This is a genomic window from Streptomyces sp. M41, from assembly GCF_043673425.1.
Classification (GTDB): Bacteria; Actinomycetota; Actinomycetes; order Streptomycetales; family Streptomycetaceae; genus Streptomyces.
In genome coordinates, this window is sequence record NZ_JBIMKE010000004.1 from 397952 (window position 1) to 421420 (window position 23469).

The 23469-nt window shown below is 71.7% G+C and carries 20 protein-coding genes; 13 read left to right on the forward strand and 7 right to left on the reverse strand.

All coding sequences use genetic code 11. The features are described 5' to 3' along the window. Nucleotides 1-318: 318 nt before the first annotated feature. The 4 genes from ACHBTE_RS08365 to ACHBTE_RS08380 are packed head-to-tail and all read left to right on the forward strand — an operon-like array spanning nucleotide 319 to nucleotide 6920. Nucleotides 319-1182, forward strand: a complete 864-nt coding sequence (locus tag ACHBTE_RS08365) for a glycosyltransferase family 2 protein (RefSeq protein WP_394722852.1) — start codon at nucleotides 319-321, stop codon at nucleotides 1180-1182. Continuing rightward, the gene (locus ACHBTE_RS08370; RefSeq protein WP_394722853.1) at nucleotides 1179-2276 is read left to right on the forward strand and encodes a glycosyltransferase family 2 protein; all 1098 of its coding nucleotides are present in this window, start codon (nucleotides 1179-1181) and stop codon (nucleotides 2274-2276) included. The genes ACHBTE_RS08365 and ACHBTE_RS08370 overlap by 4 nt, the downstream gene beginning before the upstream one ends. Further along, entirely contained in the window at nucleotides 2273-3073 is an 801-nt protein-coding gene (locus tag ACHBTE_RS08375) for a polysaccharide deacetylase family protein (protein ID WP_394722854.1), read from the forward strand. Before ACHBTE_RS08370 ends, ACHBTE_RS08375 begins: the two co-directional genes overlap by 4 nt. Beyond that, complete coding sequence (locus tag ACHBTE_RS08380) at nucleotides 3066-6920, forward strand: lipopolysaccharide biosynthesis protein (RefSeq protein WP_394722855.1); 3855 nt, start codon at nucleotides 3066-3068, stop codon at nucleotides 6918-6920. Before ACHBTE_RS08375 ends, ACHBTE_RS08380 begins: the two co-directional genes overlap by 8 nt. 70 nt (nucleotides 6921-6990) lie before the next feature. Here the strand turns inward: ACHBTE_RS08380 and ACHBTE_RS08385 are convergent, their stop codons facing one another. Then, nucleotides 6991-8403: a xylan 1,4-beta-xylosidase gene (locus ACHBTE_RS08385; protein ID WP_394722856.1), complete on the reverse strand. Its 1413-nt coding sequence runs from the start codon at nucleotides 8401-8403 to the stop codon at nucleotides 6991-6993. Between the two features lie 381 nt (nucleotides 8404-8784). Here ACHBTE_RS08385 and ACHBTE_RS08390 point away from each other — a divergent pair, with 381 nt between their 5' ends. Together ACHBTE_RS08390 and ACHBTE_RS08395 are read left to right on the forward strand one after the other, a co-directional pair. After that, a complete protein-coding gene (locus ACHBTE_RS08390) occupies nucleotides 8785-9879 on the forward strand; it encodes a DUF5925 domain-containing protein (RefSeq protein ID WP_394722857.1) in 1095 nt (364 codons plus the stop codon). Nucleotides 9880-9985: 106 nt separating this feature from the next. Then, the gene (locus ACHBTE_RS08395) at nucleotides 9986-10759 is read left to right on the forward strand and encodes a DUF72 domain-containing protein (protein WP_394722858.1); all 774 of its coding nucleotides are present in this window, start codon (nucleotides 9986-9988) and stop codon (nucleotides 10757-10759) included. A gap of 95 nt (nucleotides 10760-10854) precedes the next feature. Here ACHBTE_RS08395 and ACHBTE_RS08400 read toward each other — a convergent pair whose 3' ends face one another. Continuing rightward, nucleotides 10855-11223, reverse strand: coding sequence for a GntR family transcriptional regulator (locus tag ACHBTE_RS08400; protein ID WP_394722859.1), 369 nt, complete (start codon nucleotides 11221-11223; stop codon nucleotides 10855-10857). 72 nt (nucleotides 11224-11295) lie between these two features. On the opposite strand from ACHBTE_RS08400, the gene ACHBTE_RS08405 reads away from it, so the two are divergent. The 3 genes from ACHBTE_RS08405 (at nucleotide 11296) to ACHBTE_RS08415 (ending at nucleotide 13085) form a co-directional block, all read left to right on the forward strand. Further along, on the forward strand, nucleotides 11296-12225 hold the full coding sequence (locus ACHBTE_RS08405; protein ID WP_394722860.1) for a GNAT family N-acetyltransferase: 930 nt from the start codon (nucleotides 11296-11298) through the stop codon (nucleotides 12223-12225). Next, entirely contained in the window at nucleotides 12206-12709 is a 504-nt protein-coding gene (locus ACHBTE_RS08410; protein WP_394722861.1) for a DUF402 domain-containing protein, read from the forward strand. The genes ACHBTE_RS08405 and ACHBTE_RS08410 overlap by 20 nt, the downstream gene beginning before the upstream one ends. Before the next feature lie 238 nt (nucleotides 12710-12947). Further along, nucleotides 12948-13085, forward strand: a complete 138-nt coding sequence (locus ACHBTE_RS08415; protein WP_394722862.1) for a hypothetical protein — start codon at nucleotides 12948-12950, stop codon at nucleotides 13083-13085. Between the two features lie 28 nt (nucleotides 13086-13113). Here the strand turns inward: ACHBTE_RS08415 and ACHBTE_RS08420 are convergent, their stop codons facing one another. Further along, nucleotides 13114-13326 (reverse strand): hypothetical protein, encoded by a 213-nt coding sequence (locus tag ACHBTE_RS08420; RefSeq protein WP_394722863.1) that lies wholly within the window; start codon nucleotides 13324-13326, stop codon nucleotides 13114-13116. A 170-nt stretch (nucleotides 13327-13496) separates the two neighbouring features. On the opposite strand from ACHBTE_RS08420, the gene ACHBTE_RS08425 reads away from it, so the two are divergent. Both ACHBTE_RS08425 and ACHBTE_RS08430 read left to right on the forward strand, forming a co-directional pair. Continuing rightward, the gene (locus ACHBTE_RS08425) at nucleotides 13497-14330 is read left to right on the forward strand and encodes a DUF4436 family protein (RefSeq protein WP_394722890.1); all 834 of its coding nucleotides are present in this window, start codon (nucleotides 13497-13499) and stop codon (nucleotides 14328-14330) included. A 188-nt stretch (nucleotides 14331-14518) separates the two neighbouring features. Then, complete coding sequence (locus ACHBTE_RS08430) at nucleotides 14519-15559, forward strand: lytic polysaccharide monooxygenase (protein ID WP_394722864.1); 1041 nt, start codon at nucleotides 14519-14521, stop codon at nucleotides 15557-15559. 100 nt (nucleotides 15560-15659) lie between these two features. On the opposite strand, the gene ACHBTE_RS08435 is transcribed toward ACHBTE_RS08430, so the two are convergent. Continuing rightward, on the reverse strand, nucleotides 15660-16541 hold the full coding sequence (locus ACHBTE_RS08435; protein WP_394722865.1) for an esterase/lipase family protein: 882 nt from the start codon (nucleotides 16539-16541) through the stop codon (nucleotides 15660-15662). Between the two features lie 199 nt (nucleotides 16542-16740). Beyond that, nucleotides 16741-17187, reverse strand: a complete 447-nt coding sequence (locus ACHBTE_RS08440; protein WP_394722866.1) for a MarR family winged helix-turn-helix transcriptional regulator — start codon at nucleotides 17185-17187, stop codon at nucleotides 16741-16743. Between the two features lie 81 nt (nucleotides 17188-17268). Here ACHBTE_RS08440 and ACHBTE_RS08445 point away from each other — a divergent pair, with 81 nt between their 5' ends. Then, nucleotides 17269-17643, forward strand: coding sequence for a cupin domain-containing protein (locus ACHBTE_RS08445; protein WP_394722867.1), 375 nt, complete (start codon nucleotides 17269-17271; stop codon nucleotides 17641-17643). A gap of 21 nt (nucleotides 17644-17664) precedes the next feature. Here the strand turns inward: ACHBTE_RS08445 and ACHBTE_RS08450 are convergent, their stop codons facing one another. Further along, the gene (locus ACHBTE_RS08450) at nucleotides 17665-18642 is read right to left on the reverse strand and encodes a hypothetical protein (RefSeq protein ID WP_394722868.1); all 978 of its coding nucleotides are present in this window, start codon (nucleotides 18640-18642) and stop codon (nucleotides 17665-17667) included. Further along, entirely contained in the window at nucleotides 18639-22082 is a 3444-nt protein-coding gene (locus ACHBTE_RS08455) for a DNA polymerase III subunit alpha (protein ID WP_394722869.1), read from the reverse strand. Before ACHBTE_RS08455 ends, ACHBTE_RS08450 begins: the two co-directional genes overlap by 4 nt. A 156-nt stretch (nucleotides 22083-22238) precedes the next feature. Between ACHBTE_RS08455 and ACHBTE_RS08460 the strand changes: the two genes are divergently transcribed. Further along, on the forward strand, nucleotides 22239-23273 hold the full coding sequence (locus ACHBTE_RS08460; RefSeq protein ID WP_394722870.1) for a DUF3533 domain-containing protein: 1035 nt from the start codon (nucleotides 22239-22241) through the stop codon (nucleotides 23271-23273). Nucleotides 23274-23469 lie beyond the last annotated feature (196 nt).

The following is a 23469-nucleotide window of genomic DNA, read 5'->3' on the forward strand; positions in this document are numbered from 1 at the left end:
AGTCTCAATCATCAATACCGTCGTACATCTCACCCGCATCGGACTGTCGTACGCGGCTCCAGGGGAGGGCTCAAGGCCGCGGCAGTCCCGGCGCGGGGCGCGGTAGGGGGGTGCTCGGTGACGGTGTCCGCACTTGTTTCCGAGTCGTGCCGCGCGACCGGCTGCCGGTTCACCGGCGGTCGGCCACACATGCCAGCTCACCGCACGCGCACGGAGTTCTGTTCCTCCGTGCCGTGAGTGAGAACCCCCCTTTCGAACCGGACACAATGCCGGGCCGCCCAGGGGCGGGCGGTCCACCGGACGAGAGGGACCAGACTCATGAGCTCTGTTCTGCGCCCGGCGGTCGCGGACCAAGGTCCGACCACTGCCGGCAAGTACCGGCCCGTCTCCTCGCATCTGGCCATCGCGCCGCCGGTGAGCGTGGTGATCCCGGCCATGAACGAGGCGGAGAACCTTCCGTACGTCTTCAAGACCCTGCCGGACTGGATACACGAAGTGGTCCTGGTGGACGGCAACTCCACCGACGACACCGTCGATGTGGCCCGAGGGCTGTGGCCGGACGTGAAGGTCGTGCGGCAGCGCGGCAAGGGCAAGGGGGATGCCCTGATCACCGGGTTCGAGGCGGCCACCGGCGACATCATCGTGATGGTCGACGCGGACGGCTCGGCCGACGGCAACGAGATCCTGTCGTACGTCTCCGCCCTGGTCTCGGGCGCGGACTTCGCCAAGGGGTCCCGTTTCGCCAACGGCGGCGGCACCGACGACATGACGCCGATCCGCAAACTCGGCAACTGGGCGCTGTGCACGGCCGTCAACCGCAAGTTCGGCGCCCGCTACACCGACCTCTGCTACGGATACAACGCGTTCTGGCGGCACTGCCTGGACAAGATCGACCTCGACTGCACCGGCTTCGAGGTGGAGACCCTGATGAACATCCGGGTCGTCAAGGCGGGGCTGAAGGTGCAGGAGATACCCAGCCACGAGTACCTCCGCATCCACGGCACGAGCAATCTGCGGGCCGTGCGGGACGGGCTGCGGGTGCTCAAGGTGATCCTCAAGGAGCGCTCCAACCGACGTGCCCTGCGCCGCCGCACCGCCGCGGCGCACTCCCCGACGCTCGGCTCGGTGGCGTCGGTCCAGCCGGTTCACCCCGTTCGCTCGGTCCGGGGAGAGGCGTCTTGAGCGGTCCCGACATCTCCGTCGTGATCTGCGTGTACACCGAGGACCGCTGGGAGGACATCCTCGCGGCGGTCTCCTCGGTGCGGGCGCAGTCGTATCCGGCGCTGGAGACGCTGCTGGTCGTCGATCACAACGAGGCGCTCCTGGAGCGGCTCACCAAGGAGTACAAGGAGTCCGAGGAGTCCGAGGAGTCCGAGGAGTCCGAGGCCGGCGCGGGCGAGGTGCGGGTGCTCGCCAACGCGGGCCCCCGCGGCCTGTCCGCCGGCCGCAACACCGGTATCGCCGCCTCCTACGGCGAGGTCGTCGCGTTCCTCGACGACGACGCGGTGGCCGAGCGCGACTGGCTGCGGCACTTCGCGGCCGGGTACGCCGACCCGCGCGTCATGGCCGTCGGCGGGCGGACCGAGCCGATCTGGGCGTCGGGGCGCCGGCCGCACTGGTTCCCGGAGGAGTTCGACTGGGTGGTGGGCTGCACCTACCGGGGCCTGCCGCCCGGCCGGGTGCGCGTGCGCAACGTCCTCGGCGGCAACGCCTCCTTCCGGCGTACGGCGTTCGACTTCGCGGGCGGTTTCGCCACCGGCATCGGACGCGACGGCGACCGGCTGCCGCTGGGCTGCGAGGAGACGGAGCTGTGCATCCGGCTCACCCGGGCCCGGCCCGACGCGGTACTGCTGATCGACGACCGTGCCGTGATCCACCACCGGGTGCCCGGACCGCGCGAGCACTTCCGGTACTTCCGCACCCGGACGTATGCCGAGGGCCTGTCGAAGGCGCTGGTGGCCCGGAGCGTCGGTGCGGACAAGGGACTCGAGTCCGAACGCCGGTACGCCACCCGGGTCCTGCCGGCCGGGGTGGCGCGGGGGCTGCGGGACGCGCTGCTGGCCCGGCCGGGCGGCGCGGGGCGGGCCGGGGCGATCGTCGCCGGGGTGCTCACCGCGGCCGGTGGGTACGTGGTGGGGAGTGCCCGGGCGCGGCGGGGCGGAGCCGGCTACTCCGTCGCGGCGGTCGAGGGGGCGGCCGGCACCGAGGAGGCAGCCGGCACCGAGGGGGGAGCCGGCACCGAGGGGGGAGCGGGCACCGAGGGGGGAGCGGGATGAGCGAGCCGCGCGTACCGATTCTCATGTACCACGCCGTCTCCACCACGCCGAACGACGCCACCCGCGCGCTGTCGGTGGCACCGGAGGCGTTCGCCGAGCAGATGGCGCTGATCGCCGAGCTGGGGCTGACGCCGGTCACCACCGCCGACCTCGCGGCCCGCTGGCGCTCGGGCCGACCGCTGCCCGAGCGGCCGGTGCTGATCACCTTCGACGACGGCTACGAGGGTGTGCACCGGCACGCGCTGCCCGTGCTCGCCAAGCACGGTTTCGCGGCCACGGTGTTCGTCTCCACCGGCTGGCTGAAGGGCCCGCACGACATGGGCGGCGGCCTGGACACCATGCTCGACTGGGACCAGGTCCGCGAACTGGCCGGGGCCGGCGTCGAGATCGGCGGTCACAGCCACACGCATCCCCAGCTCGACCAGCTCCCGGACGACAGGCTGCGCTCCGAGCTGATCCTGTGCAAGGAGATCGTCTCGGACCGGCTGGGCACCGTCCCGGCCTCGTTCGCCTACCCGTACGGCTACTCCAGCCGCCGGGTGCGCGAGGCGGTACGGGAGACCGGGTACGCCCAGGCGCTCGCCGTGAACAACGGCCTCGCGCGGCGGCGGCAGGGCCCGTACGCCCTCACCCGGCTCACCGTGCGCCGCGCCACCGGTATCGAGGAGTTCGGGCGGCTGGTCCAAGGCCGTGCGATCGCCCGTTCGTTCGCCGGGGACCGTGCCCTCACCAAGGGGTACGCCCTGGTCCGCAGAGCACGACAGGTCCGCCGGAAGGCCATCCGTACCCGTGTCTGACACGACGACCACGACCGAGCCCGAAGCCGGAGACGCGACGGCGTCCGAGCAGTCGGGGCGCCGGCTCCGCCTGCCCGGCCTGGGCGGGTCCGCCGGTGGCAGCCAGCTGTTCCGCAACGCCTACGCCCTGATGCTCAACACCGGTATCTCCGCCGTGCTGGGGCTCGGATTCTGGCTGGCCGCCGCCCGCCACTACTCCGAATCCGCGGTCGGCCAGGGTTCCGCCGCGATCGCCGCGATGAAGTTCCTCGCGGGACTGACCGCGGTGACGCTGACGGGGGCGCTCGCGCGTTTCATCCCGGTGGCTGGGCGCGCCAGCGGACGGCTCATCTTCCGTACGTACGCGGGCAGTTGCGTGGTGGTTGCGCTGGCCGCGGGCGCCTTCCTGCTGACGCTGGATCTGTGGGGGCCGTCGTACCGGTTCCTGCACGGGGCGGCCGGCGGGCTCTTCTTCGTCGTGGCCGTCGTCGCATGGAACCTGCTCACGCTCCAGGACGGGGTGCTGACCGGGCTGCGCAGCGCGGCATACGTGCCGGTCGGCAACACCGTGTTCTCCGCGGTGAAGCTGGCGCTGCTGGTGGCCTTCGCGGTGGCGATCCCCACCGCCGGTGTCTTCGTGTCGTGGGTCGCGGCGATCGCGGTGTCGGTGCTGCCGCTGGGCTGGCTGGTGTTCCGGCGGTTGGTGCCGCGCCATGTGGCGGCGACCGAGAACCGCGCCCGGCCGCCGTCGCTGCGGGAGATCGGGAAGTTCCTCGCGGGTGACTACACCGGCTCGCTGTTCTCGCTGGCCGTGGTCTATCTGATCCCCGTGATCGTGGCCGCGCAGGTGTCCGCCGAGGACAACGCGTACTTCTACATCACGGCCACCATCGGCGGCACCGTCAATCTGCTCGCCATCAACATGGGTGCCTCCCTCACGGTCGAGGGTTCGCACGCCCCGCGGCGGCTGGCCGCCAACACCCGTGCCGCGCTGCGGCGCATGGCGCGGATCATGGTGCCGGTCTGCGCGATCCTGTTCTTCGGGGCGCCGTGGATCCTGGGCGTCTTCGGCCAGGGTTATGCGGACGCGGCCACCCCGCTGCTGCGCTGGTTCGCGGTCGGCGCGCTGCTGCGGGTCGTCATGGAGACGTACTTCGCGGTCCTGCGTGCCCAGAGCCGCACCGCCGGACTGGCCTGGCTCCAGGGCCTGCTGTGCGCCCTGGTGCTCGGCCTGACGCTGCTGCTGCTCCCCCGCATGGGCCTGACCGGCGCCGGTGTCGCCGAGATCGTCGCGCTGTCGGTGATCGTCGCCATCGCCGCGCCCAAGCTGTACCGGACCGCGCGGGCCACGGCGGCGGAGGTGCCTCAGGACACGGCCCCGGACGGTGACCTCTCCGACCTCGGGGCGCGCGAGGCGTCGGCGGGGGCGCGCAAGCGGGGGCCCGCCTGGGCGCTGGACAGCGACACCCTGGCCCTCGGCATCCATGTGGACTTCGACCATCTGGAGCGCCGGCCCGACGTCCGCCCGGGGCCGGGCACGCCACCCACGGGCACCCCGTCGCTCCGCCCGGAACACCGGCCGGCCTGGGCACGCGAGCCGGAGTTCGGGCTCCCGGTGGAGGAGCGCGCACCCGGCTCGGAGGCGTCGCTGGGCCCGGCGGAGGTGGACGCGCCCTTCGAGTCCGAGTTCGACGCGGGCAAGGGCGAGGAGGCCGCACTGCCAGAGCGCGAGGAGGCTGCCGTACGGGAGGAGGCCGTCGTACGGCAGGACAGAGCCGTACGGGAAGAGCCGCCCATGCACGAAGAGGCCGTACGACAGCCGCAGGCGCCCGCCCCGGCCTGGGCCGAGCGTCTGCTGCCCACCCGGGCCGGGGTCGTCCTCGGCTGTCTGCTGGCAGCGGCGCTGCTGCTGTACTGGGTGCCCGCGCTGCGGCTCGGCGAGGCCGATCTGGACCGGATGGGCGGGCTCGGGCTGGTCTCCGTGCTGCCGTTGCCCACGCTGGCCGGGGCCGCGTTGCTGACGGTGGTGTTCGCCTCGCTGCTGTGGCTGGGCCGTGAGCATCGGGCGCTGCTGCTGGTGACTTTGCTCGCGACGGTCGTGTCGCTGCACTCCCTGCCCGCGCTGATCGAGACCGAGCCGCGGTTCGCGACGGCCTGGCAGCACCTGGGCTTCCTCGACTACATCGACCGCACCGGGTCGGCCGTGCCCGACCTGGACGCACGCTGGAGCTGGCCCGGGTTCTTCGCGGTCGCCGCGTTCGTCGCGAAGGCGTGCGGGGTCGGTGACCTCACCGAGGTCATCCGCTGGTGGCCGCTGACCGTGCAACTGCTCTACCTGGTGCCGATGTTCCTGCTGGTGCGCCATATGCGGGCGAGCTGGCGCGCCAAGTGGACCGGAATCTGGGTGTTCGTGCTCAGCGGCTGGGTGGGCCAGGACTACTTCTCACCGCAGGGCTTCACCTATCTGCTGTACCTGGTGTTCGCGGCGGTCCTGCTGGTCTGGTTCCGGGCGCCCGGCGTGATCTGGACGAAGCGCCGGCCGGGCGAGGCCGAGGTCGAACCGGCCGGCCGGGGACAGCGGGCCGTGCTGCTGGGCGTGGTGACGGCACTGTTCGCGGCGAGCGTTCCGGCCCACCAGCTGACGCCGTTCGTGATGCTGGGCGTGCTGACCGGTCTCGTACTGATCGGCAAGTCCGAACTGCGCGGCCTGCCCCTCCTGTTCGGCGTCCTGGTGACGGCCTGGATCGGCTTCATGGCCGAGCCGTACTGGTCCGGGCACTTCGACGAACTCTTCGGCGGGGTCGGCGGCGTCGGCACCAATGTGTCGTCCTCCGTCTCCGGCCGCATCGAGGGCGGCAGCTCCACCCACAAGCTCGTGCTGTACACCCGGGTGCTGCTCGCCGGCAGCGTGCTGGCGATGGCCTGCTGGGGCTGGTGGCGTCGCCGCTTCCACCACTACCGGGAGCGCTCGCTGCTCGTCCTCACCTTCGTACCGTTCCTCGGCTTCGGGATGCAGTCCTACGGCGGTGAGATGGCGCTGCGGGTCTTCATGTTCGCCCTGCCCGGCGCCGCTCTGCTCGCCGGACTCGCGCTGTTCCCGCGCACCGGCGTCACCGCGACGGAGCGCGACAAGGACCGGGTGAGCCTCGCGCCGCTGGCCGCGCTCATGGCGGGCCTGGTGCTGATGGGCGGCTTCCTGGTGGCCCGGTGGGGCAACGAGCCGTTCGAGCGGGTCCGGCCCGGCGAGGTCGCCGCCATGGAGTATGTGTACGCCCATGACGACCCGAGCCTCAGGCTGCTGTGGCTGAGCGACGACCCGGTCAACGTCGTGACGCCGTCGATGCCGTGGGGGGCGCGGGACATGGAGAAGGTGGAGTACCTGCCGACGCTCGCGCCGGCGGACCCGGTGCTGGTCTCGGGTCTGGTGAAGGCCCTCAAGGACGCGGGCCCGAACTCGTATCTGATGATCAACCGTGGTCAGGTCACCTATCTGCGGATGGACGTGGGCTATTCGGCGACCTGGGAGTCACGGCTGATCCAGAACCTGGACAGGCGGCAGGAGCTGAAGAAGGTTCTCGCCAACGGCGACGTGACGATGTACGCGCTCCGGAAGAAGCCGGCCGGCGAGGTCCCGAAGGCCGATCCCGGGCCGATCGGGCCGCAGGTGACCTGGACGCCGTGGTCGGTGGTCGGAGGGCTCGCGGCACTCGCGCTGATCGTGCTGCTGATGGCCCGCGAGCTCGTCCGGGTAGCGATGGCACCGAGCGTGCGGCAACTGCGGTGGTTGCAGAGCAGCTTCTGGTTCTCACTGCCGCTGCTGGCCGTGCTGCTGGCCTCGCTGGTGCAGCGGTTCCTGACGATCAAGTAGCCGGGTGGAGGTCCGCGGCGGCGGGCGGGTCGAGTGGTTCAGCGGTTCAGGTGTTCAGTTGTCGAGCGGTTCAGCGCTTGAGCCACTTGACTTCGTACGCCTGCAACGTGACCTTCTTTCCGTCGAGCTCGACGGCGGTCTGCCGGTCGAGGGTGTTCACGGCCAGGACGACGTCGCCGGTGGCCAGTACCCGGACGTCGGGCGTGTCGACGGACACCTTCTCGTAGTCCGTCCCCGGCGGGAACTCCTTGCCGAACCGGGCGATCAGGTCGTACATCGGCAGCGCACGGCCGCCGTCGGCGCTGTCGGTCGGTGTCCACAGACAGCCGGGGCAGTCGCGGCCCGTCTTGTTCTCGGGGTTCCAGTAGAACGCGGAGGACACGCCGCCCTTGGCCAGGGCCATCATCCCGGCGGCCTGGACGGCGACGCGGCGGGGCTCCGACCAGCCCTCGCGGTCGTCGTCGGCGTCGGCGGGCTCGACGTAGTACTCGGCCCACCACAGCGGCAGATCGCCGGTCTGCTGCCGCACCCACCGGCTGACGGCAGTGAACTTCTCGGTGGCCGTGAACTCGTCGGGCAGCAGCTCGTCGTCCCGGGTGTAGCTGGAGCCGTCGACCACGACGAAGTCGGCGCCGGTCTTGTGCCGGTTCCAGTACCGGAAGGCGTCGACGGTGCGCCGGTCCAGGGCGCCCCAGGCGCCCTTCACAGCGGTGGACGCCTCCGCGGCCCGCGGGTCGACACTGTCCATCACGAGGTACGGCCCACCCACCATGATGCCGGGGTCGACCTTCTTCAGCGCCTTGTGGACGAGGTTGTACAGCCGGGTGTAGCCCTCATGGTCCCAGCGGGCCTCGGCGTCGTTCCAGAAGCCCTTGAACTCGTTCCACACGATGAAGTGGCGTACGTCGGGATAGCGCTTGGCGACGGTCACGGCGAGCGCGGCGAAGTCGTCGAAGTGCTCGGGGTCGGGCGCCGTCTCCAGGGCGGCCTGGCTCCAGTCCGTGCTGTCGACGCCGGGCTCGCCGCCCTTCATCCAGTCGGGGGCACAGCACAGGGTGATGACCGGGGTGCCGCCGGAGGCGCGGACGAAGTCGATACGGCGGTCCATCGCCTCGAAGTCGTAGCGTCCCTCGACCGGTTCGGGGTTGTCCGCGCCCCAGCCCATGATGTGCTGGATCTGGGGCAGTCCCCCCGCGTCCGCGAGCCGTTTCTCGACGCGCCCGACGGCGGCCGACTCGCCCTCGTCGGCGCTGTACTGGGTGTGGGTGAACCCCCATCCGACCTCGGGGTCCGTGCCGTCCGGCGGGGCGGCCGGGGTGCCGTGCACCTTGTCGCCGTCGCGTGTGGTGCCCGCGGTGCTCACGCCGTCGCCGGGAAGCGTGTTGAGCAGGGTCACCACCAGGGCCAGCGCGGCCAGACCCACACCGAGCAGCGCGGTGAGCCGCCACCGCCGTGCCCCCGAATTCCACCCATGACGTCCCATCAAGGACAACGGTAACGGGGGTGACGGGGGCCCGGGCAGGGTTTGGCGGTACACAGTCGCGTAACAGGAGGCGACGCGGGGCGGGCACCGGTCGCGGACGGCCGACGGCACCGGCGCGGACGGCCGGTGGGCACGGGCGGCGGGCACTGACGGACGGCGGGCACGGGGCACTGACGGACGGCGGGCACCGGGCATGGACCGCTGCGGGCAGGGGGCATGGCCGCCCAGCGGACACGGGGCTTGGACCGTTGGCGGGCGGGGGCACGGACCGCACTGCCGGCACGGGGCATGGACCGCCCTGCGGCGCCAGGCATGGACCGTTGGCGGGATGTGCCACGGAAACCGGGTGCACGGGGGCGCCGTGTGCCGGATCATGGCCGCATGTCTGCGAACCCTCACGACGCTCTGCCGATCCGGCTCAACGTCGACGACAGCGACTCGCCGTCCGACGTCGTCGACGCGCTGTTCCTCGGCCGCTTCGCGACGGGCGAGCAGCCGTACTCGCACGCGGTGAACATCGACCGCGTACGGTCCGGGGCTACCCTTCTGCCGCCGGGCGCCCGTGTGCTGCGCGCGGCTCGCGACGACGACCGCAGCGCGACCCTGGCCGAGGGCGACGGCTGGACCCTGCTGATCTCCCGCTGGAACCGCGGCGCCGATGTCACGGTGACGGCGACCAGCGAGGAACTGGCCGAGCGGGTGCTGGGCGAGGCGACGGACGGCGCGGCCGACGAGCCCGAGCCGCAGCCGGAGAACGTGACCATGGGCTTCTGGTACGTCTCCCCCAGGCGCGGCCCGCACCGCACGACCCGGCAGATCTCCGCGGGCACCTGGGACGAGGTGCGTGCCAACTACACCGCGCCGGTCGCGGACGCGATGGACCGGCTGATGAAGACGACCCCGGAGGACATCGCGGGCCGGCTGCTCCTGCTGCACGGTCCGCCGGGCACCGGCAAGACGTCGGCGCTGCGGACACTGGCCCGCTCCTGGCGGGACTGGTGCCAGGTGGACTGCGTACTGGACCCGGAGCGGCTCTTCTCCGACGTCGGCTATCTGATGGACATCGCGATCGGCGAGGAGGACGCGACGGGCAAGGGCCGCTGGCGGCTGCTGCTCCTGGAGGACTGCGACGAACTGATCCGCGGGGAGGCCAAGCACACGGCCGGACAGGCGCTGTCGAGGCTGCTCAACCTGACGGACGGGCTGCTCGGGCAGGGCCGTAACGTTCTGGTCGGCGTCACCACCAACGAGGACCTGGAGCGTCTCCACCCCGCCGTCGTGCGCCCCGGCCGCTGTCTGGCCCGCATCGAGGTGGGACCGCTGACCCGCCGGGAGGCGGTGAGCTGGCTGGGCACCGAGGAGGGGGTCGGCCGTGAGGGCGCGACGCTCGCCGAGCTGTACGCGCTGCGACGGGGCACGTCACCGACGTCGCTGCCGGAGCCGCGGGAGGGCGCTGACTCGGGGCTCTATCTGTAGCCACGGGCCGCTACCGGTCGCCGCTCCAGCGGGAGGTGCCACCCCCGGCACGAGGTGCCGCCTCGCTGTGCGGGCCGCGTGGAGCGCGCGGTGCTTTCATGGACGTATGACGTTGTTCGTCGGCACGTCGGGGTGGCAGTACAAGGACTGGCGGGACGTTCTGTACCCGGCCGACGTGCCCATGCGGCTGTGGCTCGAGGAGTACACGCGGCACTTCGCGACGGTCGAGATCAACAACGCCTTCTACCGTCTGCCGAGCCGGGAAAACTTCGAGGCGTGGCGGGACCGGGTGCCGGGGGATGTCGTGGTCGCGGTGAAGGCGAGCCGCTATCTGACCCACATCAAGCGACTACGGGATCCCGAGGAGCCGGTGGACCGCCTGATGAGCCACGCTCAGGGACTCGGCCCCCGCCTGGGCCCGGTCCTCCTCCAGCTGCCGCCCACGCTGAAGGCCGACGCCGGGCTGCTGGACACCTGCCTCGCCTGCTTCCCGGCCTCGACGCGGGTCGCGGTGGAGCCGCGGCACGACAGCTGGTGGACGCCGCAGGTGCGGGCGGTCCTGGAATCCCGGGGGGCCGCCCTGTGCTGGGCCGACATCAAGGCCCGTCCGATGACACCGCTGTGGCGGACGGCCGACTGGGGATACGTCCGCTTCCACGAGGGCCGCGCCCAGCGGTGGCCGCACTACGGCCGGCAGGCGCTGGACACCTGGGCGCACCGCATCGCGGACACGTTCTCCGCCGACGACGACGTGTACGCGTACTTCAACAACGACCCGACGGCAGCGGCGGTGCAGGACGCGATGACGTTCGCCCGCAGCGCGTCGACGGCGAACCTGCGACCGACCCGAACCCCGGATCACCTGCTGACAACCGCCTAGACCCTCCAGCCCGTCCTGCCCTTCCACCCCCATGCCCCGTGGCGCCCGCCCCGCGCGCCTCGCGGGAGGGCGCTCGGCACGGATCCGCACCGCGCCTATTTCCCGTAAGCCGCCCGCAGGGCATCGCGCACGGCGGTGAGCGCCTCCGTCTCGTCCAGCCCCAGCCGTCGCGCCCGCTCCACGTAGGCCTGCGCCGCCGACGCCAGCTCGCGCTCCGCGGCCGAGCCGGCCGCGGCCACGAAGGTGCCGTTGCGGCCCCGCGTCTCGATCACCCCGTCGCTCTCCAGCGCCCGGTAGGCCTTGGCGACCGTGTTGGCCGCCAGCCCCAGCGACTCGGCCAGCCCCCGCACGGTCGGCAGCCGGTATCCCACGGGTAGCACCCCCGCCCGCGCCTGCTCGGAGATCTGCGCCCGCACCTGCTCGTACGGGGCCGCACTGTCGTCGATGTGGATCTTCAAGGTCACGCAGGCGATTGTCCCGTACCCCGCGGAAAATGAGAGGCACCCCGGCGCATCCCCCGCGTAGCGTGCGGCTCCATGACCGTGTCTGTCCGCGATCTGCGTCCCGAAGTCCGTGCCGATGTGGAGGGGTTCGTCGGTGTCTGGCATCGCGCCCTCCCCTATCTCGTCGTCACCCCGGAGGCCGTCGTCCACGGCACCGCCCGCGCCCATCCCGACGCCCACGCAAGGCCCCTCGTCGCCGAGGAGAACGGCGAGATCATCGGCACGGCACAGGTCGGCATCGCCCATGACAGCCCAGAACCGGGGCAGGGGTTCATCAATGTGTACGTGCATCCGGAGCACACGCGCCGCGGCGCCGGTGCGCTTCTGCTGCGCGTCGCCGAAGAGCACCTGGCCGCCGTCGGCGCCACCAAGCTCTTCGCCTGGGTGCTGGACGAGCCGGGCAACCGTGCCTTCGCCGAGCGGTACGGCTACCGGGCGAGCCGCTCGGCGCACTTCCTCCGCCTGGACCTGGCGAACGGCGAGCTGCCGCCGCGCCGGCCCCTCCCGCCGGGTGTCGAACTGCGCACCGGCGCGGACTTCGCGCACGACCCGCGCCCACTGTTCGAGCTGGACGCGGAGACGACCCTCGACGAGCCGGGCGACGTCGACGCCGAGTTCACGGATTACGAGGCGTGGCTGGAAGAGACCTGGCGGCATCCGCTGAACGACCATGGGCTGACCTCGGTCGTGCTGGTCGACGGCCGCCCCGCCGCCTTCAGCGCCGCGCGCACGGACGGCGCCACCCGGTACGGCACCGCCATGACCGGCACCGCCCGTGCCTTCCGCGGCCGGGGCCTGGCCAAGCTCGCCAAGAACGACTCCCTGCACCGCGCCCGCGCCGCCGGATACACGGAGGCGTTCACGGGCAACGACACAGACAACGGCCCGATGCTCGCGGTCAACAAGTGGTTCGGGTACGAGATCTGCGCGACGGAGGTCCGCCATGTCCGCGAACTCGGCTGACCGGGCGCGTCCGCTGGAGGTGGTCCTCGTCAAGGCCGGCCGTACGAAGATCCGTTACGCGGCCGAGGTGATCGACGACGACGGCATCCGCATCACGGTCCGGGCCCCCTGGTCCGGCGCCGGGGCCCGGGACTTCGGCTTCGTCCGCTTCGAGCCGGGCGACGTCTTCACGGAGTACTACTGGCGCGACCGCTGGTACGCCGTGAAGGAGGTCCGCGACGCGCGGGGCGGCCTGAAGGGCTGGTACTGCGACATCACGCGCCCCGCCGTCGTCTCCGGGACCGAGCTTGTCGTGGAGGACCTGGACCTGGACCTGTGGTGCTCGGCCGACGGCTCGGACGTGCTGCGCCTGGACGAGGACGAGTTCGCCGAGAGCGGCCTCGCCGAACGGGACCAGCGAGCGGCAGCCGCCGCGCTGACCGCCCTCGACGAACTGGAGGCGCTCGCCACCGGCGACCGTGGCCTGAAATCGCTGCTGACGTAGACCTTGCCCCCACCGGCCGTGCCACCACCCCGTAACCGATGCCGAACACCGTGTCACACGCACCCCCGCTCGCGTGACGACACGCTCACCGTTCGTCACATATCAGCGGTGACGCCCGCCACTGACACCCGAATCGTGACCACGGCCACTGACAGGACCTGCGACGATGAGTAACTCTCGCCCCAAGGGTCTACCTCCATGAGAACGAGGAACTCGGTAGCCCCTGAAGGAGGCCGCCATGCGCCGTGTGACCGTGCAGAAGCCCCTGAAGACGAAGTCGGATGCCCGCCGGGTCCGGGAGGAGGCCGACGAGCGCCCCTCGGGACGACCCGAAGTCCGCAAGGACATCGCCCGCACCTGGTGGCCGGACGGCTGAAACGCGCCACCGGCCGCATGAGACCCGGTCAACCGAGCCGCTTGCGGTAGTGGACGCGGTCGTACGGCCCGTCCATGCGCCGCTCGACGAGCTCACAGTCCTCGCTCGTCATGGCCCGAACGCAATCGAGACCCCGCGGGCCACCCATCCGCAGCGCGGCAGAGGCGGTGACACCGAGACGGCGGGCGTCTCCGCTGCACAAGGCCGGGCCGTCCACAGCCTCGTCCGCATGCACGTCCAAGGACCACCCCGTAGCGTGGATCACGTGCGTTCCGCCTACACCGCCTCTCACTCGGGAGACGACCTCCGTGCGGCGAGCCAACTGCCGGGCGTCCGGACCGGATGATGCGTCCGGGCCGTCCGGCAGCGCCTGCCGACCCGCCTCACCCACGACGCTCCAGGCGGTCCCTTCTGCCCGTGGTCGTCGCCATCGCGATCCTGATCGTGGTGGCCGTGGCCGTCGGCTCGTGGCTGCAGTTCACCGAGCGGCAGGAGGCCGACATACGGCACACCGTCGGATCCTCGGCCGCCGACCGGGTGGATGTGGAGGCCGTGGTCCAGAGCGTCGACGCCGCGGGAAGAGAACTCGTCCTTCGGGTCTGGGTGACCCCGCGCGGGACCCTTGGCGAGGGGGACGGGGCGGCTCCGGTGGCCGATCTCAGCCTCCAGACCTCCGGGGCGACCCTGGGTGACCTGAAGTTCGCGGCGCACGAGCGGCTCACAACGAAAGACGTGCAGGTCGCGCTGACGGGTGGATCGATCAGTGACTACCCGTTCGACACCTACGAGACCGACATCGGGTTCCGGGCGAAGGTGGGCGGCGAGCAGGTGCCGGTACGGATGATGTTCTCCAACAACGACGCGCTCTTCTCGATCTCCGCGGCACCCGTGTCCCCCCGGCAGGAGGCCGTGGTGGCGCTGGGAGTGGCGCGATCGGGCAGCCTGCTCGTCTTCGCGGTCTTCATGATGGTGGCGATGTGGGCGCTTGCGGCGTCGGTACTCATCGGGGCCTGGTACCTGACGACCGGCAGCGAGGGCGTGGTCTGGCCCGGCCTCGCCTGGATGGCCGCGACACTCTTCGCCCTCGCCGCGTTCCGCAACACCGCGCCCGGCACACCTCCGATCGGCTGCGTGCTGGACTGGTTCGCCTTCCTGTGGGCCGAGTCGGTCATCGCCCTCTCCCTCATCACCGTGGTCGTCACCGGCGTCAACAGGGCGGTCCACCAGGACGCGCCGCCCCCGTAGTGGCCCCGCCGCAAACGCGGCCGGGCTCTTCGGCCACCCCATCCTGAGGCCCTGGTTAGCCGTACCTTAAGGCGACCCTAAAGATCGCCATCAACCGCCGCCGGCAGGCCAGTTCGCGGTTTTCTCGGGCTAGCTTCTGATCGCCCCCACGGGATGCCCCCGCATCAGAACCACTGAGGAGATTTTCCATGCCCGCACGCCGTAAGGCCGCCGCCGCAGTCCTCGGCCTGACCCCGCTCGCCCTGACCGCACTCGCCACGGCCCCGGCCACGGCGCACGGTTCGATGGGGGATCCGGTCAGCCGGGTCTCGCAGTGTTACGCGGAGGGCCCCGAGAGCCCGAAGTCGGCCGCGTGCAAGGCGGCGGTCACCGCGGGTGGCACGCAGGCCCTGTACGACTGGAACGGCATACGCATCGGCAATGCGAACGGCCGCCACCAGGAACTGATCCCGGACGGCAAGCTGTGCAGCGCCAACAGTGAGGCGTTCAAGGGCCTCGACCTCGCCCGCGCCGACTGGCCGGTGACGAGCGTGAGCCAAGGGTCGTACACCTTCAAGTACCGCGTGACCGCCCCGCACAAGGGCACCTTCAAGGTCTACATCACCAAGCCCGGGTACGACCCGACGAAGCCGCTGGCCTGGAACGACCTGGATCTGGCCAACCCGGTGGCCACGGCCACCGACCCGGCGGCCTCGGGTGGCTTCTACACCTTCTCCGGCAAGCTGCCCGAGCGCTCGGGCAAGCAGCTGCTGTACGCCGTCTGGCAGCGTTCGGACAGCCCGGAGGCGTTCTACTCCTGCTCGGACGTCTCGTTCGGCGGGGGCGACGGCGCCGCCGGCGGCACCACCGACGACAGCGGCAGCACCGGCAGTGGCAGCTCCGGCGGCAACGGCAACGGCAACGGCAACTCCAGCGGCGAGGCCGCCCCGGCGCCGAGCGCCTCCGCGCCTTCCGAGGAGCAGATCGAGGCCGGTGCCGACCAGTCGACGATCGAGCACAACGGCCATGGGGACCAGGACGCCAGTACGTCGGCGAAGCCGGCCGCCGAGCCGGCCAACCAGCCGAAGGCCGCGGGTGCCGGTGAGAACCTCGCCGAGACCGGCGGGGACAGCAACACCGCGTATCTGGCGATGGGCGGGGCGGCGACGCTGGCGCTGGGTTCGGCGGTCCTGTTCGCGTCGGTGCGCCGGCGTGCGGCCGGTGCCGGCGGCGCCCGCCACGGTCGCTGAGCCGAGAGCTCGCTGAGCCGAGAACTCCGGGGCCTGAACGGCGGCTCAGGCCGGTCAGGCCCCGGCGGTGTGTCTCGGCGGGGTCAGGGTGCTCAGTTGCTCAGCCGATGGCGGACAGGCAGGTGGTGGGCTTGGCCCGGGCCGGGTCGAGTGCGTTGGCCACCTCGTGGAAGGCGATCCGGTCCGTGAGGCCGATGAAGGCGTGCTCGGAGAGGTCGATCGCGCACAGGTCCTGGATCAGGACGTTCTTGACGCCGGGCCCGTTCAGGAACTGGCTCCGGTACGGCGTGACCACCTCGTCGTACTTGGTGGCGATGACCGTGTAGCGGACGCCGGGGACGGTGTCGCCGCCGGCGTTGAGCTTGGCCATGAACTCGGAGCCGACGACCTGCTGGGCGAGGGCGGGGGTGGCGGTGGAGAGCAGGTCCTCGGCACCGGGGAAGTACGGCAGCAGGTTGGTGAGCCCGCCCAGGGTGGTGCCGTGGTTGTTGGGCGCGATCCCGACCAGGGCGTTCACCTTGTCGGCGCCACCGAGGAACTTGAGGTAGTAGCGGGGCATCATGCCGCCCTGCGAGTGTCCGACCAGGTCGGCTTCGGCGGCGCCGGTCGCGGCGAGCACCTTGTCGACATAGGCGGACAGTTGCTCGGCCGACTTCTCGATGGGGCCGAGGGCATGGAAGAAGGGCACGCCGGGCAGTTGGCCGTAGTCGAGGGAGAACACGCAGTAGCCGCGGTTCGTCAAGTAGGGCGCGAGGCCCAGCCAGTTGTCGACGGAGTTGGCGAAGGTGCCGTGCACGAGGACGACAGGGCGGGGATGGGCGGCGGACGGCTTGCAGGAGTAGTCGTTCCAGCCGCCGCGCGAGGTCGCCGCGGTTTCGGCAGCCTGGGCGGGGGTGGCGGCGGCGGTGGTGGGGACGACGGCGACGGCGGCGGTCAGCAGGAGCGCGGCCAGGGGTCTGAGCGCTCGTTTCCAGGGCAGCATCGTGTGATCTCCTTGCGGCTCAAGGGAGGTGCGACGGCCTTACGCCCTGTGATCCGGATCACGAAGGATGCTGTTCACTCGTCAAGTTACGGGCGAGTAGTAGACGTGTGAAGTTACGCGTCAGTAAAAACTTCCAGCGGTAGTTCAGCGGCGGGTCAGCGGTGGATCACCTCTGCCGAACACGACTACTGACGTACCGTCACCACGTCGGCCTGATGGGCCCGTTGGGCGCGATACGCAGCAACCGGTCGAGCAGCTCCCGCACTTCCCCCTCGCCGAGCACGCCGACCCACCCCCGGACGGCGTCCGCGGCCGCCTCCTCCGCCGCGCGGGTGCAGGCCCACCCCCGCTCGGTCAGCACCACCAGCCGTGCGCGGGCATCCCCGGGGTGCGGCCGGCGCTCGGCGTACCCCTTGCGCACGATCTCGTCGACCAGCTGACCGGCGGCCTGCTTGGTCACACCGAGATGGACGGCGAGGTCGGTGGCCGTCGCCCCGTCCGCAGCGAGCCGCGCGAACGCGAAACCGTGCGCGGGCCGCAGCCCCTCGAAACCCCGGGCGACCACACCCTCATGGATGCGCTGAGTGAGCTCACCGGCGACGGCGAGCAGGGCGGCGGAGAGGGCCATGGCTTCGGAGTTCTGCACCCAGGCATTGAAACACCCTTGACGGAAAGGTCAAGCAGCTTGACTATATGGTCAAGTAACTTGTCCATCACTGGAGGTGTCATGCCCGTCGTCCGCCCGTCCGAGGCCGTGGTCCATGAGATGCACGGCGCTCGGTTCGTCTCGCACGCCTCGCCCCGCACCGGGAGCAGGGAACTGTGCGCCTGGCGCGGGGAGATCCCGCCCGGCACCCGGGCGCCCGCCCACACGGTCAGCCGGGAGGAGATCCTGCATGTGCTGCACGGCGAGCTGCTCGTCACCCTCGACGGCCACCCGACCCGCGTCGGCACCGGCGACACGCTGATCATCAACCCGGGCGCGACCCTGGCCGTCGAGAACCCGGCCGACCGGACCGCGATCACCTGGGTCACGACCTCCATCGGGCTGGAGGCAGAACTGGCGGACGGGACCCGCATCGCCCCGCCATGGGCTCGATGAGAGCCAGGCCGCGGACACGACCTACGCCGCCAGCGCCCCCGGCAGCACCGCGCGCGGCCCGAACCTCGCTCGCGCGCGGTCCGCGACCTCCTCGAGCCGACGGGCCTTCTCGTCGAGCGGGTCGAAGGTGAGCTGGTAGGAGGCGTGCTCGGCGGGGTCGAGGCCCTCGGCGCGCAGGGCGAGGGCGCGGACGCGGGCGCGCTGGAGGCCGAGGGCGTCGTACATGCCGTAGGCCGCCCTGGTCAGCGCCGCCGAGTGGGCGGTCGGCTCCTTCAGGGTGCGGCTGCGCGTGGTCGAGGAGCGGTCGGCGTAGCGGACGGTGAGGGTCAGGGTGCGGCAGACCTTGTCCACGGCGCGCAGCCGGGCGCCCAGTTCCTCGGCGGCCGAGAGCAGCGCGCGGCGGTGTCGGCCGGGGTCGAGTTCGTCGCGGGTGAAGGGGCGTTCGGTGGCCAGCGAGCGCGACACGGCGTTCGGCACCACCCGGCCGCGGTCGACACCGCCCGCCTTCTCGTGCAGCTCACGGCCGGCCTTCGCGCCGACCAGCCGCTGGAGCGTGGACAGGGGCGCGGCGGCGACCAGGCCGAGGGTGTCGACGCCGTACTCGCACAGGGTGCGGGCGGTCGCGGCGCCGACGCCGGGCAGCGCGGCGACGGGTTTGTCGGCGAGGAACTCCGCGACGGCGTCCTCGGGGACGGCACACGTCACCCCTGGCCGCGCGTCCCTCAGGGCCATGCGGGCCAGCATCGGCCCCGGTCCCGCGCCGATCACGCAGTCGATCCCGTGGTGGGCGAGGGCGCGCACCCGGATCACCGACGCCAGCTCGACCGCGTCACGCCCGAAGTACCGCTCGGCGCCCCGCAGATCGGCCAGCGCCCCGTCCGGTGGCAGCGCCTGAACGACCGGCGTGAAGTCCTCCAGCAGCCCGAGCAGCCCCGGCAGCCCGGGCAGGGCCGCCTCGGCCGCCGGCGGCAGCTGGAAACGTACGCAGAGGATGGTCATCCCGCACTCCCCGGACTCTGGTGCCACAACTTCCGTACCTGCGAAGGCTCTTGACCCGCCGGTCGAAGATCGGCCCACGGGTGCATCTCGTATCCGGTCGGCATCTGGATGCGCCGGCCGTGCGTCGGATCGTCCCCGTCCCCTGCCGCCACGGGCTCCGCCAGCCGCGCCGCCACCACGTCCAGGCCACCCTCGGCACGCAGCTCGATCAGCTCGGCGAGGTTCCAGGCGGCGGAGCCCACCACGCTCAGGCTGCGCGGCCCGCGCCGCTGTACGACCCCCCGCACCAGCAGCAGCCAGGAGTGGAAGACGGTGTGGGCGCAGGCGTCGTGCGAGTCGTCGAAGAAGGCGAGGTCGACCAGGCCCGTGCCGTCGTCCAGCGTGCTGAAGATGACCCGCTTGCCGGACCGGATCGGCGGCGTCTGGGTGGCGGCCTTGGCGCCCGCGACCAGCACGGTCTCCCCGTGCCGGGCCTCGCGCAGCCGGCGCGCCGAGACGACGCCCAACTCGTCGAGGAAGGCCCGGTGGTCGTCCATCAGATTGCGCGAGGCGTCCATCGACAGCACCCCGAGCTCGGCACTGAGCCGCTCCGCCGAGGTGAGGTCGGGCAGCCCGGCCGGGGCCGTCTTCCGCCCGTCGGCCAGCGGGAGTTGCCCTCCGCCGCCGCCCCGGGCGCCCCGGTGCAGTTCGGTGAGGTGCAGTTGCAGATCGCGTCGGTTGCCCCCGAAGGCGTCCAGCGCGCCGACCTGTGCGAGCCGCTGGGCGAGCGGACGACTGGGCCGGCCCCGCTCCCAGAAGTCGAGCAGCGAGGCATACGGCTGCCCGGCCGCGATCCGCGCCGCCTCGGCCTCGCTGATGCCGTGCACGTCGGAGAGGGCGAGCCGCAGCCCCCAAGTCCCCTCGGACCGCCCCGGTTCAGACACCAGTTCGATACGGTGTGCGACTCCCGACGCGTTCACATCCAGCGGGAGGATCGGCACCCCGCGCCGCCGCGCGTCCGCCAGCAGCAGCCGCTTCGGGTACATCCCGGGGTCGTGGGTGAGCAACCCCGCATAGAAGGCGGCCGGGTGATGGGCCTTCAGCCAGGCCGACTGGTAGGTCGGCACGGCGAAGGCGACCGCGTGCGCCTTGCAGAAGCCGTACGACCCGAAGGCCTCGACGATCTCCCAGGTCCGCTGAATCGTCTCCGCGTCATACCCCTTGGCCGCCGCGTGCTGCGCGAACCACACCCGGATGCGCCCCTGCGACTCCGGATCCGACAGCCCGCGCCGCACCCGGTCCGCCTCGTCCCGCCCACACCCGGTCATGATGTGCACGATGTCGATGATCTGCTCGTGGAAGACGACCACCCCGTACGTCTCCCGCAGCGGCCCCTGAAGGTCCTTGTGCGGATAGCGCACCGGCGCCCGCCCGTGCCGCGCCTCGATGAACGGCCGCACCATGTCGGCGGCGACCGGCCCCGGCCGGAAGAGCGAGATGTCGACGACGAGATCGTGAAAGGTGGCGGGCTGAAGCCGTCCGACCAGGTCCCGCTGTCCCGGCGACTCGATCTGGAAGCAGCCCAGGGTCTCGGCGGAACGAACCAGCCGATACGTCTCCGGGTCCCCCTCCCCCCGCTCGAAGTCCAGCGCGTCCAGGTCGACCCGCTCCCCCGTGGCCCGCTCCACCTCCGCGACCGCGTGCGCCATCGCCGACTGCATCCGCACGCCCAGCACATCGAGCTTGAGCAGCCCGAGCTCCTCGACGTCGTCCTTGTCGAACTGCGACATGGGAAAGCCCTCGCCGCTGGTCGGCATGACGGGCGTACGGGCGAGCAGGGAGGCGTCGGAGAGGAGCACCCCGCACGGGTGCATGGCGATGCCGCGCGGAAGGGCGTCGAGGGCCTCCACCAGCTCCCACAGCCTGCCGTACCGCTCCCGTTCCCCCGCCAGCCCGCGCAGCTCGGGCAGCTCGTCCAGGGCCGCCCGGGCGTCCCGCGCGCGGATGTGCGGGAAGGACTTGGCGATACGGTCGATGTCGGCCGGATCCATGGACAGGGCCGCGCCCACGTCCCGGATCGCATGCCGCACCCGGTAGGTCTCCGGCATCGAGACGGTCGCGACCCGCTCGGTCCCGAACCGGTCGATGATCGCGCGGTAGACCTCCAGCCGACGTGCGGACTCCACGTCGATGTCGATGTCGGGCAGCACCAGCCGGCGCTTGGACAGGAAGCGCTCCATCAGCAGCCCGTGCTCCACGGGATCGGCGTGCGCGATGCCGAGCAGATGATTGACGAGCGACCCCGCACCGGAGCCCCGCGCGGCCACTCGGATCCCCATCTTCCGTACATCATCGACCACTTGAGAGACCGTCAGGAAGTAGGAGGCAAACCCGTGGTGAGCGATGATGTCCAGTTCCTGGTGCATCCGCTCCCAGTACGCCCGCCGCCCGTCATAGCCGCGCCGCACCATGCCGGCCACCGCCCGGGAGGCGAGCGCCCGCTGGGCGGTGCGTCCCCCGGCGCCGACGAGATGCGGCTCGGGAAAGTGGACGGTACCGATCCCGAGATCGTCCTCGGGATCGACGAGGCACTCGGCGGCCGTCGCGCGGGTCTGCTCCAGCAGCCGATGCGCGGTGTCCCGCCGGAACCCCGCGGCCTCGACGACCCGCTCGGCGGCCTGCGCCATCTCCGGCCCACCCTTGAGCCAGGCCTCACCGGAGTCGAGTTCCTCGAGGGCGCCGACGGGCACGAGCCGGCGCGCTGCGTCCAGGACGTCGGCGACCGGCCCCAGCCCCGGGTCGGCGTACCGGACGGCGTTGCTCAGTACGGGCCGCACACGCTGCTCGGCGGCGAAGCCGACGGTACGGGCGGCCAGCCGGAGCGAGCCCGGCCCGGTGCCCTGACGCCCGTGCCAGACGGCCTCCAGCCGCAGGGAGTCGCCGTAGACCTCCCGCCACGGCACCAGCAGCCGGGCCGCCCGATCGGGCCGGCCGGCGGCGAGCGCCCGCCCGACATCGGAGCCGGGGCCGAGCAGAACGGTCAACCCGTCCCCCCGGTTGTCCTCCCGGGGCAGCAGCGGCGGCCCCTCCCCGGCATGCGCGGCAGAAACGATTCGGCATAGATCACCCCACCCGCGCGCCCCGTCCCGGGCCAGAAAGGTGACCCGCGGCATCGACTCATCGACAAAGGCCCCGCCCCGCACCGGAGCCCGCCGCACAGCACGCGTCTCGCGCCGCAGCTCGAACTCCGCCACCCCCAGCTCCACTCCGAACAACGGCCGCACCCCCGCCACCGCACAGGCTTTGGCGAAACGCACGGCACCCCCGAGCGAGTCCCGATCAGTGAGGGCCAGGGCGTCCATCCCCCGCTCGGCGGCACGCTCCGCCAGCCGCTCCGGATGCGAGGCGCCGTACCGCAGGGAGAACCCGGAGACGGTGTGCAGATGCGCGAAACCCGACACACGCACCTCCCGCACTCATGAGCCCGAACCTCAACTCTCGAACATCAGTTCCCAACCCACCATAGACCATCCCCGGACCTTTATCGAACACTCGTACGACATCCGTTCGGCCGCCTCCCACCTGCGCAAACACCCCGAGAACCGGACCGTGGGGGCATGACGCAGACCACCGGCGCCGACACTCCCCGCAGCCCCTTCCTCGCCGAGGTGAAGGACGCCGTCACTCCACGAGCCACCCTGCTCGTGACCGGCACGGTGGTTCTGGCCCTGCTGTTCATCGCTTCCTACGTAGGCGCGCTCCACGATCCGAAACCCAAGAACGTGCCCTTCGGCGTAGTAGCCCCCCAGGCCGCCGCCCAACAAACGGTGACCCGCCTGTCCGACCTCCCCGGCGACCCTCTGGACCCCCGCCCCCTGGCCGACGCGGCAACGGCCCGCGAGCAGATCCTCCACCGCGAGATCGACGGCGCCCTGATCATCGACCCCTCCGGCACCACCGACACCCTCCTCGTGGCAACCGGAGGCGGCAGAGTCCTGGCGGCCACCCTCCAGACCCTCGTGGCCGGCCTGGAACGATCCGAGTCCCGCACCCTGCGCACCGTCGACGTGGCCGCGGCCGACCGCCAGGACTCCAACGGGCTCTCGTCCTTCTACGTCACCGTGGGCTGGTGCGTGGGCGGCTACCTGTGCGCGTCGATCATGACCCTCAGCTCGGGCTCCCGCCGCGCCACCCCGAGACGCTCGGCGATCCGCCTCATCGCCATGGCCCTGGTAGCCCTCGTCGCCGGACTCGGCGGCACCCTGATCGTCGGCCCCGTCCTGGGCGCCCTGCCCGGCAACTTCGCCGCCCTCTGGGGCGTGGGCGCCCTGACCGTCTTCGCGGTGGGCGCAGCCACCCTCGCCTTCCAGGCGGTCTTCGGCCTGGCCGGCATCGGCCTGATCATCCTGATCGTGGTGATCCTGGGCAACCCCAGCGCCGGCGGCGCCCTGCCACCCCCACTCCTCCCCCCGTTCTGGAAGGAGATCGGCCCCGCCCTCCCCCCGGGCGCGGCCACCTGGGCAACCCGCTCGGTCGCCTACTTCAAGGGCAACGACACAACGTCCGCACTCCTGGTCCTCTCGGCATGGGCGGCAGGAGGAATCGCCATCACCCTCCTGGCAACACGCCTGAGAACGACGACCACCCCATAACGCGCATCCGCCGACGGCGCCAAGCACGTCCACTGCCGGCGCGCACCCCGTACGGCGGGGTAGCCGCGTACGGCGGGGTAGCCCCGTACGGCGGGGTAGCCGCGTACGGCGGGAGGGGTCGGGGTGGGGGGTGTCCGCCCGCAGCGGCCGGCGTCAAGAAACAGCACTGCCCATCAAGGCCCAACCGCCGGACCGA

Coding starts and splice junctions, on each gene's coding strand:
- ACHBTE_RS08390 (WP_394722857.1), top strand. CDS start 8,785: ATGTCTGCGAACCCTCACGACGCTCTGCCGATCCGGCTCAACGTCGAC.
- ACHBTE_RS08445 (WP_394722867.1), top strand. CDS start 17,269: ATGCCCGTCGTCCGCCCGTCCGAGGCCGTGGTCCATGAGATGCACGGC.
- ACHBTE_RS08410 (WP_394722861.1), top strand. CDS start 12,206: ATGTCCGCGAACTCGGCTGACCGGGCGCGTCCGCTGGAGGTGGTCCTC.
- ACHBTE_RS08460 (WP_394722870.1), top strand. CDS start 22,239: ATGACGCAGACCACCGGCGCCGACACTCCCCGCAGCCCCTTCCTCGCC.
- ACHBTE_RS08385 (WP_394722856.1), bottom strand. CDS start 8,403: ATGGGACGTCATGGGTGGAATTCGGGGGCACGGCGGTGGCGGCTCACC.
- ACHBTE_RS08450 (WP_394722868.1), bottom strand. CDS start 18,642: ATGACCATCCTCTGCGTACGTTTCCAGCTGCCGCCGGCGGCCGAGGCG.
- ACHBTE_RS08415 (WP_394722862.1), top strand. CDS start 12,948: ATGCGCCGTGTGACCGTGCAGAAGCCCCTGAAGACGAAGTCGGATGCC.
- ACHBTE_RS08405 (WP_394722860.1), top strand. CDS start 11,296: ATGACCGTGTCTGTCCGCGATCTGCGTCCCGAAGTCCGTGCCGATGTG.
- ACHBTE_RS08430 (WP_394722864.1), top strand. CDS start 14,519: ATGCCCGCACGCCGTAAGGCCGCCGCCGCAGTCCTCGGCCTGACCCCG.
- ACHBTE_RS08375 (WP_394722854.1), top strand. CDS start 2,273: ATGAGCGAGCCGCGCGTACCGATTCTCATGTACCACGCCGTCTCCACC.
- ACHBTE_RS08365 (WP_394722852.1), top strand. CDS start 319: ATGAGCTCTGTTCTGCGCCCGGCGGTCGCGGACCAAGGTCCGACCACT.
- ACHBTE_RS08395 (WP_394722858.1), top strand. CDS start 9,986: ATGACGTTGTTCGTCGGCACGTCGGGGTGGCAGTACAAGGACTGGCGG.
- ACHBTE_RS08435 (WP_394722865.1), bottom strand. CDS start 16,541: ATGCTGCCCTGGAAACGAGCGCTCAGACCCCTGGCCGCGCTCCTGCTG.